General features: G+C 66.9%; 14 protein-coding genes. 5 read left to right on the top strand and 9 right to left on the bottom strand.

The window, feature by feature from the left end; genetic code table 11:
- Positions 1-31 precede the first annotated feature (31 nt).
- Positions 32-1,348 carry an ATP-binding protein gene (locus GK109_RS10845; RefSeq protein ID WP_157240365.1) on the top strand — a complete coding sequence of 439 codons (1,317 nt, stop codon included), beginning with the start codon at positions 32-34 and terminating at the stop codon, positions 1,346-1,348.
- Between the two features lie 9 nt (positions 1,349-1,357).
- On the top strand, positions 1,358-2,617 hold the full coding sequence (locus GK109_RS10840) for a low temperature requirement protein A (protein ID WP_157240363.1): 1,260 nt from the start codon (positions 1,358-1,360) through the stop codon (positions 2,615-2,617).
- Here GK109_RS10840 and GK109_RS10835 read toward each other — a convergent pair.
- Positions 2,595-3,272: an HD domain-containing protein gene (locus GK109_RS10835; protein WP_157240361.1), complete on the bottom strand. Its 678-nt coding sequence runs from the start codon at positions 3,270-3,272 to the stop codon at positions 2,595-2,597. The genes GK109_RS10840 and GK109_RS10835 overlap by 23 nt on opposite strands.
- A 9-nt stretch (positions 3,273-3,281) precedes the next feature.
- Positions 3,282-4,163, bottom strand: coding sequence for a tRNA glutamyl-Q(34) synthetase GluQRS (gluQRS, locus tag GK109_RS10830; RefSeq protein ID WP_157240360.1), 882 nt, complete (start codon positions 4,161-4,163; stop codon positions 3,282-3,284).
- A gap of 343 nt (positions 4,164-4,506) precedes the next feature.
- Here gluQRS and GK109_RS10825 point away from each other — a divergent pair, with 343 nt between their 5' ends.
- Positions 4,507-4,974: an Lrp/AsnC family transcriptional regulator gene (locus GK109_RS10825; RefSeq protein ID WP_157240358.1), complete on the top strand. Its 468-nt coding sequence runs from the start codon at positions 4,507-4,509 to the stop codon at positions 4,972-4,974.
- A 15-nt stretch (positions 4,975-4,989) separates the two neighbouring features.
- Here the strand turns inward: GK109_RS10825 and GK109_RS10820 are convergent, their stop codons facing one another.
- Positions 4,990-5,445 carry an Lrp/AsnC family transcriptional regulator gene (locus GK109_RS10820; protein WP_323058025.1) on the bottom strand — a complete coding sequence of 152 codons (456 nt, stop codon included), beginning with the start codon at positions 5,443-5,445 and terminating at the stop codon, positions 4,990-4,992.
- 105 nt (positions 5,446-5,550) lie between these two features.
- On the opposite strand from GK109_RS10820, the gene GK109_RS10815 reads away from it, so the two are divergent.
- Positions 5,551-6,198: a LysE family translocator gene (locus GK109_RS10815; RefSeq protein ID WP_157240354.1), complete on the top strand. Its 648-nt coding sequence runs from the start codon at positions 5,551-5,553 to the stop codon at positions 6,196-6,198.
- Positions 6,199-6,204: 6 nt separating this feature from the next.
- Here the strand turns inward: GK109_RS10815 and GK109_RS10810 are convergent, their stop codons facing one another.
- The 6 genes from GK109_RS10810 to GK109_RS10785 all read right to left on the bottom strand — a co-directional run bounded on the left by GK109_RS10810 (position 6,205) and on the right by GK109_RS10785 (position 11,770).
- Entirely contained in the window at positions 6,205-7,182 is a 978-nt protein-coding gene (locus tag GK109_RS10810; protein ID WP_157240353.1) for a hypothetical protein, read from the bottom strand.
- 46 nt (positions 7,183-7,228) lie between these two features.
- Entirely contained in the window at positions 7,229-7,603 is a 375-nt protein-coding gene (locus GK109_RS10805) for a nuclear transport factor 2 family protein (RefSeq protein ID WP_157240351.1), read from the bottom strand.
- 39 nt (positions 7,604-7,642) lie between these two features.
- Positions 7,643-8,146, bottom strand: a complete 504-nt coding sequence (locus tag GK109_RS10800) for a DUF456 domain-containing protein (RefSeq protein ID WP_157240349.1) — start codon at positions 8,144-8,146, stop codon at positions 7,643-7,645.
- Between the two features lie 115 nt (positions 8,147-8,261).
- Positions 8,262-9,461, bottom strand: a complete 1,200-nt coding sequence (locus GK109_RS10795; RefSeq protein ID WP_370460538.1) for an NADP-dependent malic enzyme — start codon at positions 9,459-9,461, stop codon at positions 8,262-8,264.
- Positions 9,462-9,745: 284 nt separating this feature from the next.
- Positions 9,746-10,354: a TetR/AcrR family transcriptional regulator gene (locus GK109_RS10790; protein ID WP_157240347.1), complete on the bottom strand. Its 609-nt coding sequence runs from the start codon at positions 10,352-10,354 to the stop codon at positions 9,746-9,748.
- A gap of 129 nt (positions 10,355-10,483) precedes the next feature.
- On the bottom strand, positions 10,484-11,770 hold the full coding sequence (locus GK109_RS10785; protein ID WP_157240345.1) for an MFS transporter: 1,287 nt from the start codon (positions 11,768-11,770) through the stop codon (positions 10,484-10,486).
- A gap of 122 nt (positions 11,771-11,892) precedes the next feature.
- On the opposite strand from GK109_RS10785, the gene rraA reads away from it, so the two are divergent.
- Entirely contained in the window at positions 11,893-12,384 is a 492-nt protein-coding gene (rraA, locus tag GK109_RS10780; RefSeq protein WP_157240343.1) for a ribonuclease E activity regulator RraA, read from the top strand.
- Positions 12,385-12,398 lie beyond the last annotated feature (14 nt).

Here is a 12,398-nt window from a genome sequence, read left to right as displayed (position 1 = left end):
GTTCAACGACGAACCACCCGGGAGACACGGCATGACCAACTGGCGGATCAGGGACTTCCACTCGGCGGACCTGGACGGGATCCTTCACCTGTGGGAGACCCTCAAAGCGAACAATGTGGAACCCGTCTATGCCCTCTCCGAGGTGCTGGCTTCCTGTGAGAAGGACCATGCCGTGGTGGCGGTGCAGGGCGAGCAGGTGGTGGGCGCCGCGGTCGGACGCGCCGCCCACGACCAGGGCTGGATTGTCTTCCTGGCAACGCTGCCCGAGTACCGCGGCCGGGGCATCGGCACCTCGCTGCTCGCCGCCGTCGAAAACCGGATGGCGCCCCACGGCCTGAACAAGCTCTCGGCCCTCATGCCGGAATCGGAAACCCGGGTGGAGGCATTCCTCAGCCGGGGCTTCGCGTTGAAGAAGAACCTGCGCTACTTCGAGCGCACCATTCCCGTCCAGCGGCAGGAACTCGGCGCGCTGGGCCAGCTCGGCGGACGCGTGCTGGCCCGGGACCTGTGGGAAAACGTGGCGGGCATGCGCAAGGAGAAGGAACTGCTGGAACGCCGCCTGGTCCTTCCCCTGGCCGAGGCCGATCTAGCCGATGAATTCGGCGTAGTGCCGCCGCGCGCCGTCGTCCTCTTCGGCCCGCCCGGCACCGGCAAGACCACCTTCGCCAAAGCCATCGCCTCCCGCCTGGAATGGCCCTTCGTTGAGGTGTTCCCCTCCCGGCTCGCGGCCGACCCGCAGGGCCTGGCCGGGGCACTGCGCGAAACATTCCTGGAAATCGCCGAGCTGGAGCACGCCGTGGTGTTCATCGACGAGGTGGAAGAGATCGCCGCCCAGCGCTCGGGCGAGCCGCCGTCACCCCTGCAGGGCGTCACCAACGAGCTCCTCAAGATCATCCCGGCCTTCCGCGAACAGCCCGGCCGGCTGCTGGTGTGCGCCACCAACTTTATCCGCGCCCTGGATTCCGCCTTCCTGCGGCACGGCCGGTTCGACTACGTAATTCCCATCGGGCTGCCGGACCGGCAGGCCCGCGAAGCCATGTGGCAGCGCTTCATCCCTGCCCCCGTGGTGGACGCCGTGGACGTGGAGTTGCTGGTGGACAAAACCGAAGGCTTCTCCCCCGCGGATATCGAGTATGCGGCCCGCAGCGCGTCCCAGCGTGCGCTGGAAAAAGCAGTGTACGACGACGGCGGGCTGGCTTCCGGCGGCACGGCCTCCGTCCGCGAGGCGGTCCGGAAGGGGCCCTCCACGCAGGATTACCTCGACGCCATCGCCGACACCCGGACCACCGTCAGCGCCGAAGTGCACCAGGACTTCCTGGAGGACATCGACGCTTTGGGGCGCGTGTAGCTTTTATGTATGTCCTCCAACCCCCTCCGTCATGCCATGGCGCGGATGGGCGGCCGCGACCCGCATGAGAAGCACCGCGCCGCCACCCCGCTTGAACTCTTCTTCGACCTGACGTTTGTGATCGCGTTCGGTGTGGCGGGCAGCCAGTTTGCCCACGAGATCGCGGCAGCCCACGTCGTCCCCGGCCTGTTGGGGTTCTCCTTCGCGATGTTCGCCGTGGTCTGGGCATGGATCAACTTCACCTGGTTTGCCAGCGCCTACGACACCGATGACTGGATCTTCCGGGTGGTCACCATGGTCCAGATCGTGGGGGTCCTGATCCTCGCCATGGGCATTGAGCCCATGTTCCATTCGCTGGTGGAGGGCAAGCACGTGGACAACGCGGTGATTGTGGGAGGCTACGTGATCATGCGGCTGGCCCTGGTGTCGCAGTGGCTCCGGGCCGCGCGGCAGGATCCTGCCCACCGCGACACCTGCCTGCGGTACGCCAGATACCTGGCACTGGTGCAGCTGGGGTGGATCGCGGTGGCCGTGATCGAGGCGGACGTTTTGACCTCGTTCCTCATGATCGTCCCGCTGGTTGCCCTGGAGATGGCCACCCCCTTCGCCGCCGAACGGAAAACCAGGACCCCTTGGCACGCACACCACATTGCCGAACGGTACGGGCTGCTGGCGATCATTGCCTTGGGCGAATGCCTGATCGGCGCCATTGAAACGCTTCGGGCCATCGTGGCCAACCACGGCTGGAGTGTTGATGCGGCGCTGGTGGGCTTCGGCGGCACGGCCCTGGCGTTTGCCATGTGGTGGATCTACTTCATGCTGCCGGCCGGACGCGCCCTGCACCTGCGCCGGCACCGGTCGTTCCTCTTCGGCTACGGCCACATCCCCGTTTTCGCCGCCATCGCAGCCACCGGCGCCGGCCTCCACGTGGCCGCCTACTATATTGACCACGAGGCCCGGATCAGCGCCGCCGCGGCCGTGGCCAGCATTGCCATTCCGGTGGCACTGTTCAAGGGCTCCATAACATGGCTGTACAGCGTCATGGTGGGAGCAGACCGCACCGTGATCACTGTGGCCGGCGGCGTACTGGCAGCAATGGCTGCTGCCGTTGGCCTGGCCGCGGCGGGCGCCTCAGTCCCCGTCAGCCTCTTCGTGATTGTGCTGGCGCTCGGCGCCTCTATCGTGATCGACGAACGCCACGGCTCCGAACGGCTACACCTTGCCCTTCAGAAGCTGGAGGCAGGAACTACCGCTCCCCGGAGGGCGTAGCGCCGGGAGCCTCCCTTTCCCCTGCGTCCGCCTGCCGAGCAGCCCCGCCGGCGGCATCCGGCTCCTCATAGGACAGGTTCTCGTAGTCCGTGGTGTCTTCCTCATCCAACTGGTCGTCGAATTCCGCCAGCAGCCACGGATTCACCCGGGCCAGGATCTTCCGCACCTCGTCAACCTCGACGGCGGCATAGAGTACTGGGCGGGCGTCACGGTATTTGGTAACCGGCGGCTTGTCCGGCCACTTCTCGGCCAGCGCCTGGACGCGCTCAGGCAGCGAGTTGTGCGCGTTATCCGCAATCTTGACCAACGCAGCGTCATGGTCCTCGGCGATCTCGCGGATGACGGCCTGGTAGTCGTCCGGGTTGCTGTGCAGGCGGCTGGTGACCCGTTCAATGATCTGCACGGCCCGGTCGGAGACGCCCATGTCCAGCAGGGCCTGCCTGGTCATTGGGGTGTCCTCGGCAATGTCGTGGAGATAGCCTGCGATGCGGATGTCGTCGTCAAAATCAGCTAGAGCGTCCCCCACCGCCAGTACGTGGTCCTTGTAGGGCCGCTTCAGTTTGTCCTTCTGGCGGTTGTGCGCCACCTCGGCCAGCACCTTGGCCGTCTCGGGTGTGAAACTGCTGGCGGGCGGTTGTTCCGTGGTTTCTGGCATGACTCCAGCCTACGGGCCGGACCAAACCCAAGGCGCTTTGGGCAGGGCAGCCGGATCAAATGCGGCCAACGCCGTGGACAGCGGACCCGAAGGCAGGCCAAGGGACTCCAGCAGCCGGTCCCGCACGGCGGCCGCATCCTCACCCAACGCCGCAAGGTCTGCAAGCGTAACCGCACCGTCGCGCTTTGCCAGCCTGGCGCCGTCCTTATTCACCACCAGCGGCACGTGGGCATATTCCGGAGAAGGAATATTCAGCAGCGACGCCAGATACGCCTGGCGGGGAGTGGAGGGCAGGAGGTCGTCGCCGCGGACCACCTGGTCGATGCCCTGCTCGGCATCGTCGACCACCACGGCGAGGTTATAGGCGGTCACTCCATCGTTGCGGCGCAGCACGAAATCATCCACTATTCCGGTGAACTCCCCATGCAGCACATCATGTACGCGGTACTCCGCGACGTCGGCACGCAGGCGGATGGCAGCGGGGCGGGTGGAGCGCTTGAATTCCCGCTCTGCCGGGCCGAGGTTCCGGCACGTCCCCGGGTACGCCCCCTGGGGCGCGTGCGGAGCGGACGGGGCCTCCTGTATTTCCCTGCGGGTGCAGAAGCACTCGTAGGTGAGGCCTGCATCCTGCAGCCTGGAGATCGCCGCGGCATAAAGGGTTCCGCGGCCCGTCTGGTGGACGATGCCGCCGTCCCAGGTCACGCCGACGGCTGTCAGGTCGCGCAGCTGCACCGCCTCCGCACCTGCCCTCGCACGGTCCAGGTCCTCCACCCGGAGGAGGAACCTCCGGCCGGTGGAGCGGGCAAACAGCCACGCAAGGACGGCCGTCCGGAGGTTGCCTACATGCAGCTCGCCGGAGGGACTGGGGGCAAAGCGGCCGGCTGGGGTCATGGCTCAACACTATGCGGGCGGCACACTATGCGGGCGGCGCGGTGTCGGGGACAGCACAAGAGCCCCTCAGCTACCGATGACTTTCGGGAATCCGACGCCGGTAGCTCAGGGGCTCTTGCCGTGTATGCAGAGTGACCATGGTGTGAACAAGAGTCAATCAGGGCAGTCTCCTTGCGGGAAACGATGTTCCGCCGTCCGGGTGGTGTGCCGGGAAGCGGTAGCCTACGGGGCCGGCGGTAGCCTGACCGTTGCCAACATTTGACCAGCAGACCTACAGTTGGTGCAACCGGCAGGCGCGTTATTGATCAGTTTGACCACCCGCCGCCCCCCGAACCGACAGGAAATGATCAGATTGCAGCAACTGGACTCCACCGACAAGCGGATCCTGAGGGCCCTGGACGAGGATCCACGCGTTCCCATCATGGTGCTGGCCCAGCGGCTGGGGCTGGCCCGGGGCACGGTGCAGTCCCGGCTCGAGCGGATGTCCTCATCCGGGGCGTTAAGGCCCAACAGCAGCAGGGTGGTTCCCGGAGCGCTCGGGCGCGGGGTGGCGGCGGCCGTCAGTGCCGAACTGGACCAGAGCCACCTCAACGAGGCCATTGCCGCCCTCCGTGAAATCCCGGAAGTCCTGGAATGCCACGCGCCGGCCGGCGACACCGACCTCCTCATCCGGGTGGTGGCCACCAGTCCGGACGACCTCTACCGCGTGTCGGAGGAAATCAGGCTCTGCCCCGGCATTGTGCGCACCTCCACCAGCATGTTCCTGCGCGAGGTCATCCCCTACCGCACCACCGGGCTGCTCAGGGACTAGCAGCAATCCGGCGCGCTACACCGGGGGTCCAGCGTTGGACTTCAGGTTCTTCATCACCAGCGTGGACGTCAGGCGCTCAACGCCGGGCAGGGACGTAAGCTCGGCGTCGTAGAAACGCTGGTACGCGGGCAGGTCCTCGGCGATGACCTTGAGCAGGTAATCAGGCGAGCCGAAGAGGCGCTGGGCCTCCACGATGTTGGGGTTCTCCGCCACGCGGCTCTCGAAAATCGCCATGGTGGCCTGGTCCACCTGGCGCAGCGTGACAAAAACAATCGCTTCAAACCCCAGCCCCACGGCGGCAGGATCGATGTCCGCCTTGTAGCCCCGGATGACGCCCGATTTTTCCAGGTCCCGGAGCCGCCGGTGGCACGGCGCCACAGTCAAGCCCACCTTGGCGGCGAGCGCGGTGGCCGTCATCCTGCCGTCCTCCTTGAGGTAACGCAAGATATTTCTGTCGATATGGTCTATCACGCAAGAATCTTACATTCTTGGTGCTTTAGCGGGCGAAAAAGGACAGCACTTCCGGAGCCGAAGTATCTAGGGTTTCTTCTGTCGGACCTCGTGGCAGGAGAAAGAATGAACCCGGAGCTGTTTTTGGCCTTTGTGCTGGTGGCGGCCGCCTTGGCCTGCACGCCCGGGGTGGACTGGGCGTACTCCATCGCGGCGGGCCTCCGGCAGCGCAGCTTCGTCCCCGCGGTGGCAGGGCTGTGCGGCGGGTACGTGCTCCACACGGTCCTGCTGGTGGCGGGATTGGCTGCCGTCCTGACGGGAGCGCCCGGGGTGTTGGGCTGGATAACCCTGGCCGGCGCCGGCTACCTGATGTGGCTGGGCATCAATACGCTGCGCTCCTGGCGCGGGGCGAGTTTCACGGCCAGGCCGGGCCGTGACGGCCAGACGCGGCTCCGCACCTTCCTGCAGGGTATGGGCACCAGCGGCATCAACCCCAAGGGCCTGCTTTTCTATGTGGCGCTCGTCCCCCAGTTCGTGAGCGCAGAGGCGCCGCTGCCCGTGCCGGTGCAGTCCGGCCTGCTGGGCATGACCTTCGTGCTGCTCGCGGGACTCGTGTACACCGCCGTCGCGTTGCTGTCCCGCACCCTGCTGCAAAGCCGGCCGGGCGCCGCCCGCACGGTGACGCTCGCCAGCGGGGTGATCATGGTGGCCCTGGGCGTGGTGCTGCTGGGTGAACAGCTGCTGCCGGTGCTCGCCGGCCCGGCCGCCGGCTAGGCCGGGCTACTCGTCGCTGAGCCTTTTCCAGTCCTGTTCCCAGATCCGGCGCATCTCTTCGTCCTTGCGGATGGGCACGGGTGCGGCGATCTCCTTCTGCGGCACCGGGTCCTCGCGGCGACGCCCCCAGTCGCGCGGGTTGAGCGAGCGCCTGCTGGAATCCAGCACAAGCAGCGCGCGGTCCGTGAGGGCGTCATTGCGCAGCACCATATGGGTCTTGCGCCGGCGCAGCACCTCGGCGATCGCCTGGTGGGCAGCCTCCAGCCGGCCTTCCCTGCGCAGGGCGCGGGCCCGGACCAGCAGCAACGCTGCCGAGAGGTCGTCCGCGTTCAGGAGGCCTTCGGTCCAGTCGATCACCGTACGGCTGCGGCCCAGGCTCAGCGCCAGCGAGCAGCGCGCCAATGCCATGGGGAGCGACGGCGGCAGTCCGCCCAGTGCGTCCAGTGCGGCTTCGGCGCGGCCCGTCTCGCGCAGTGCATGGGCGAGTGCCAGGAACACCGACTCCTCGCTGAAGAGGACCGGCACCTCCACGCGTTCGGCGAGTTCGATCCGGGTCACAATCCGCGTCAGGTACGTGGACGAGTAGCGGTTGGCGTCGTCGTCGTTCCTGGTGGTCAGCCCGCGCTGCAGCAGTTCCGAAGCCCGGAGATAGCCGCCGTGCTTGTAGACGAGCAGGCCTGACATCAGGTAGCAGATCCCGGCCCAGCCGGGATAGGCACGCGCCAGGGTGATCAGCCGTTCGGGCTCCCGGCTGGTGAAGATGGCCTCGTGAACTATTTTGGCGGGCTTGGGCAGCATCCGCTTGAGCCGGGGGATCTCCCCGTCCACAGACAGCAGGGCCGGGTGGCGTCCACCCAGCACGCCGCTGAGAATGTCGCCCACTCCCCCGGCAAGTTCATGGACCGGCGTGCGCAGCTGCGGCTGTCCGAAGGGGGTGAGGTCCCGGCTGTCCCAGTAGATCGGTGCAGTATCCCCGGCGGTCATCTTTCCATGCTAACCGGCGGCTGCCCCGCGCGGATGCCGCCAGCGCCTAGGCCCGCTCCATGTACCATTCGGTGAAGGAAGCGGCGCGGCCTGCCCCGTCGAACCGGATGACCCAGAGGTTGTCGTAGCTGGGGCGGTCGCCCGAATAAACGGTGACGCCCTGCACGAAAGCGGTGTCGGCGTCGGCCCCCGCCAGCTCCCAGCTGAACGTCCAGTCGCCCGGTTGGTCCCGGGCGGCGAGCCAGCCCTCCACAATGCCGTCCTGGCCCAGCCACGGGTCCGGATCGCCCGGCCGCGTTTCATACCGCGCATCTTCCGTGAACAGGGCCCGGATGTCCTCGGGCTCGTTGCTGGTCCAGGCGGCCTGGTACTTGTCCATCCAGCCCTGCACGTGCTCGCGTGCTGAAGTTGGTTCAGTCATGGTGCCGTTCTACGCCCCGCAGTCCCGGCCCGCAAGCGCTCAGCCGCTTGCGGCAGCGATCCACACGCCGATCACCCAGGTGCTGCCCGCCAGGCATGCCAGGCCGAACTCGGCGAGCATGCCCAGGCCGGTGGCCTTGAGGGCTGCCCAGCTGGAGGTCGCGGCGGAACCCACGTTCCGGGTGCGGAGGAATTCGCTGAGCAGGAGTCCGGCGGCGAAGCCCACGAAGAGTCCCACCACGGGGATGATGAACATTCCCGCCACGCCGGCCACCAGCGCGGCCACGATGCTTCGGCTGGGGATGGAATGTTCCTTCAGTTTCCTGCCGGTAAGGACAGCGCTGGCAGCCATGCCCGCCACCACGAACATCATGGCAATCGCGAACACCACCCAGCCCGCGGTGCCGGCGCCGCCCCAGATTGCCCAGGCCAGCAGGCTTGCGCCAATCAGGATGCTGCCCGGAAGCACCGGAATGACTGTCCCCGCCACGCCTACGAGGATAGCCAGGCCGCACAGGATGGTCACGACAGTTTCGGAGGTCATGGACTCCAGTCTATGGTTGGCGCCCTGTCAACCCCCGACGGCGGTGCCTCCCGCGCAGGGGAGGCACCGCCGTCGTACATTCCACTAAGGGGTAGGTCTGCCAGCGGAAGGGCTGCTACTCCGCTTCCACCGCAGCTGCGACGGCGGCGGTGACCGCCGGGGCAACGCGCGGGTCCAGCGGGCTGGGCACGATGTAGTCGGCCGACAGGTCCTCCGCCGCGAGCTCGGCGATGGCGTACGCCGCGGCCAGCTTCATGGCGGGGGTGATGCGCCGGGCGCCGGCATCCAGGGCGCCGCGGAAGATGCCCGGGAAGGCAAGCACGTTGTTGATCTGGTTGGGGAAGTCGCTGCGGCCGGTGGCGACGACGGCAGCGTACTTGGCTGCCACCTCGGGCAGGACTTCGGGGTCCGGGTTGGAGAGCGCGAAGACGATGGCGTCCTGGTTCATGAGCTTCAGGTGTTCCTCGTCCAGCTTGGAGGAGGAGACGCCGATGAACACGTCCGCGCCGGCGAGGGCCTCGGCCGGGCCGCCTTCCACCCCGCGGGGATTGCTGCGGGCCGCGATGTCAGCCTTCTTGCTGGCCGTGTCCGCGGCGAGGTCGGCGCGGCCGCTGTTGATGACGCCCCGGGAGTCGAGCAGGACGACGTCCGAGATCCCGGCTGCGAGCAGGATTTCAGCGACGGCGATGCCGGCTGCCCCTGCGCCGGAGACCACAACGCGCAGGCCCTCCAGGGCGCGGCCTGTGACTTTGGCGGCGTTGGTCAGGGCAGCAAGGGCGACGACGGCGGTGCCGTGCTGGTCATCGTGCATGACGGGGCAGTCCAGGGCCTCGATGAGCTTCTCTTCCAGCTCGAAGCAGCGGGGCGCGGAGATGTCCTCGAGGTTGACGGCTCCGAAGCTGGGGCGCAGGCGGACCAGGGTCTCCACGATTTCGTCCACATCGGTGGTGTTGAGGACCAGGGGGATCGAGTCGAGGTCGCCGAAGGTCTTAAACAGGGCGGACTTGCCCTCCATGACGGGCAGGGAAGCGCTGGCCCCGATGTTGCCCAGGCCCAGGACGGCAGTGCCGTCACTGACTACCACCACCAGGCGCTGGGCCCAGGTGAGGGTGCGGGCGAGCTCGGGCTTGGCGTGGATGGCGCGGCTGACCTCGGCCACTCCCGGCGTGTAGGCGATGGAAAGATCGCGTTTGTTGGACAGCGGAACGGTGCTGGCAATGGAGAGCTTGCCGCCCTGGTGGGCGTCGAAGATCTCGGCTTCGCTCAGGGCGGTGGCTGCGGAATTGTCAGTGGCTGCAAATGCGTCAATGGACACGTCGTTGTCTCCTGGTGCTGGCCGTGGGCGCACGGCACGTGGGGCTCAAGTCCGGAACGGCTCGAGGCAGTGGCGATGGTGCGGCAGGAAACCCAAGGGGTGGCGGGTCCGTGGGAGCTTGGGGGATGGTCCCTGCTGCTCCGTTTGAACCATGGTAGGCGGGACAGAAGGGACGCCGATCCGATTTGACGGCAAGACACCAGTGCCACAACGTTTTAGCACGGCTTTTTGTGAGGTACGCCACGCCAATATGGCTGATTTAATGGCGGATTGGTCTAGACCTGTTACGCGCTTTGGTGAAGTGTGTAGCCGGGCTGGCCGGTTCCGGACAGGCGTGCACAGGCTTTTTTGAGGTCTTCCTCGGCCTCGAAGAGGGACAGCCGCCGGTTTCGCACGGACTGGACCAGACCAGTGACAGTCAGCAGCAGCACCCGGGCGGCCGTGGCATCACCGCACGCCGCAGTCAGTGCCTTCTCCCCCAAGGCATCGATCTCACGGAGGAGGCCGGTGGTGTCCCTGTCCGGGAGGTAGACGCCGCGGGTCAGGCACTGCTCCACAGCCGGCTGCATGACGCGCATGTGGAAGATCTCCATCACCAGCCCGGCGAGCGCCCGGCCGCGGAAACGGGCGGCGCTGGTCCCGGCCGGCCCTTGGAGTTCCTCCAGCTGGTGGCGGTACAGGGCGAGCATCAGGTGGGTGGGGGAAGGGAAGTAGCGGTAAAGCGTGCCGAGCGGGACATCGGCCTTGGCGGCCACCTCAGGAAGGTCAACCGAGTCCAGGCCCTTGCGCGCGAAGCCTCCTGCAGCTTCCAGGATCTTGGCGTAGCGGAACCGCTGGCGCGGTGCGGTGGGCCTGGGGGCCATGGGCGGATGGTCTGGAAGAATCTCGGGCATCAGCATTCCGGGGTTGTGTTCCTATGGTGCGGTCCTCCCCATGCCGGACCGCCTGCAGTCCGGTTCAACTATACGGCACACCAATATGCCCTAATCAGTCAGGTGCCTTACTTCCGGCCCGTCAGAACGTCAGCGGACGCTCTTGATCTTCACTACAAAGACGGCCCCGAGCAGCCCGATGACGGTTGCAGTGATGAACAGCGAGACGTAGCCGCCGGCATACCGTACCGCCACGAACGCCAGCGCCGGTGCCACCACCTGGGGCAGCGAGGCGGCCACATTGATGACTCCCATGTCCTTGCCGCGGTGGGCCGCTTGGGGCAGGACCTGGGTCAGCAGCGCGAAGTCCACCGCAAGGTACGCTCCGAAGCCAATTCCCAAGACAGCCGCGCCCACCAGCGCTCCGGGCCACACTGGAAAGAAGGCCAGGATCATGCCGGCCATGGCGATGACGGCTGAGGAACCTATGACAAACGGCTTGCGCCGGCCAACCCTGTCGCTCCAAGGCCCGGCCACAACCGCAGTGATTATCACCATCGCGGCATAGATGCCGGTGAGGACCAGCACTCCCGCCGCCGGGTCCTCGTGCCTGATGATGTCGCGAAGGAAGAAGAGCAGGTAGACGATGGTCAGCTGGTTGCCCACGTTCACCAGGAAGCGGGTCAGCCAGGCCCACGCGAAATCCGGATACAGCCGCGGGCTGATCCAGAAGCCCCGGAGGAATTGCCGCAGCCGAAACTCCGGGTGCTCCCCCCGTGGCAGCGCGGGATCGTTCCGGTGGAACAGGTAGGGAAGCACGGACAGCAGCAATGCCACAGCGCACAGCCAGTAGCCCACCATGAAGTTGCCGGCCACAACAGCTCCGAAGACGGCGCCGGTCAGGATTCCCAGCGTCTGGCCCATGGCGGCCAGACCGCCCACTCCGCCGCGCTGCGTGACCGGCACGCGGTCCGGCACAGCGGCGGTGATGGCGGCGTACGCGGCGTTGGCGCCGAGCTGTACCAGGCACCAAAAGATCACCATCAGCGCCACGGTGGGGGCTCCGGACATGGCCAGGAGTGCGGCGGCAGCCAGCACGGCACCGGCCAGGATCCACGGTGAACGGCGGCCGAACCGCGACGTGGTCCGGTCCGACAACGCGCCGAAGAGCGGATTGGCCACCAGGGATACCGCAGCGCCGCAGGCAGTGACCAGGGAAAGGATGGCTTCCTTGCTGGGCGCATCGATGCTGATGGCCTGCTGCCCGATGAAGACGTTAATGGGGCCGAAGAATGCGGCGTTGATACCGACGTTGACCAGCACCAGCCCTGCGACCCAGCGCGCGGTGACCTTTTGGGTTGGCTCGGCGAGCGCCGCCGTCGTACTCTGCGTCCCTGCGCCCTGATCCAGCGGCGCGGGAGTATCGGACAGGCTCATGACGTGCTCCCCGGGGACGGCTGACAGGCGACGGAATCAGACTATCGTGGGCGTAAGCGTGCGGCCGTGCCTTACACCGGAACGGCGCCACAAGCTTCACCGAGGATCAGGGAGAGAACCACATGAGCAAAGCGTCCACGCCCGCGGAGGCCATCAACACCGCAGACCTCTACGACGAACGCGGCGACGAACTGGCATCGATTTCGTTGCAGTTCCAGTCCCTGGGCGGCCGCTCGCACTTCAGTGGCCGGGCGCGGACCATCCGCTGTTTCCAGGACAACGCGCTGGTGAAATCCACGTTGGCCACGCCGGGCAACGGCAGCGTGCTGGTGGTGGACGGCGGCGGCTCGCTGGGCACGGCCCTGATGGGGGACATGATCGCAGAAAGCGCGGTGGCCAACGGCTGGGCCGGCGTCGTCATCAACGGGGCAATCCGTGACCGGGAAGCGATCGCCCGGCTGGACCTCGGCGTAAAGGCCCTGGGCAGCAACCCCCGCAAGAGCGCCAAGGCAGGAGCCGGCGAAGTTGACGTGGATGTGAAGATCGGCGACGTGACGATCCGGACCGGCGCCATGATCTGGTGCGACCCTGACGGCATTTTGGTCGAACGGTAGCGTCCCGGGCCCCG

This window comes from Pseudarthrobacter sp. GA104, from assembly GCF_009741265.1.
GTDB lineage: Bacteria > Actinomycetota > Actinomycetes > Actinomycetales > Micrococcaceae > Arthrobacter.
This window is presented reverse-complemented; position numbering and strand designations above follow the sequence as displayed.

Bases quoted from the DNA above. Each gene is read 5' to 3' on its own strand.
- GK109_RS10845 (WP_157240365.1), top strand. From the start codon at position 32: ATGACCAACTGGCGGATCAGGGACTTCCACTCGGCGGACCTGGACGGG.
- GK109_RS10840 (WP_157240363.1), top strand. From the start codon at position 1,358: ATGTCCTCCAACCCCCTCCGTCATGCCATGGCGCGGATGGGCGGCCGC.
- GK109_RS10835 (WP_157240361.1), bottom strand. From the start codon at position 3,272: ATGCCAGAAACCACGGAACAACCGCCCGCCAGCAGTTTCACACCCGAG.
- gluQRS (WP_157240360.1), bottom strand. From the start codon at position 4,163: ATGACCCCAGCCGGCCGCTTTGCCCCCAGTCCCTCCGGCGAGCTGCAT.
- GK109_RS10825 (WP_157240358.1), top strand. From the start codon at position 4,507: ATGATCAGATTGCAGCAACTGGACTCCACCGACAAGCGGATCCTGAGG.
- GK109_RS10815 (WP_157240354.1), top strand. From the start codon at position 5,551: ATGAACCCGGAGCTGTTTTTGGCCTTTGTGCTGGTGGCGGCCGCCTTG.
- GK109_RS10810 (WP_157240353.1), bottom strand. From the start codon at position 7,182: ATGACCGCCGGGGATACTGCACCGATCTACTGGGACAGCCGGGACCTC.
- GK109_RS10805 (WP_157240351.1), bottom strand. From the start codon at position 7,603: ATGACTGAACCAACTTCAGCACGCGAGCACGTGCAGGGCTGGATGGAC.
- GK109_RS10800 (WP_157240349.1), bottom strand. From the start codon at position 8,146: ATGACCTCCGAAACTGTCGTGACCATCCTGTGCGGCCTGGCTATCCTC.
- GK109_RS10790 (WP_157240347.1), bottom strand. From the start codon at position 10,354: ATGCCCGAGATTCTTCCAGACCATCCGCCCATGGCCCCCAGGCCCACC.
- GK109_RS10785 (WP_157240345.1), bottom strand. From the start codon at position 11,770: ATGAGCCTGTCCGATACTCCCGCGCCGCTGGATCAGGGCGCAGGGACG.
- rraA (WP_157240343.1), top strand. From the start codon at position 11,893: ATGAGCAAAGCGTCCACGCCCGCGGAGGCCATCAACACCGCAGACCTC.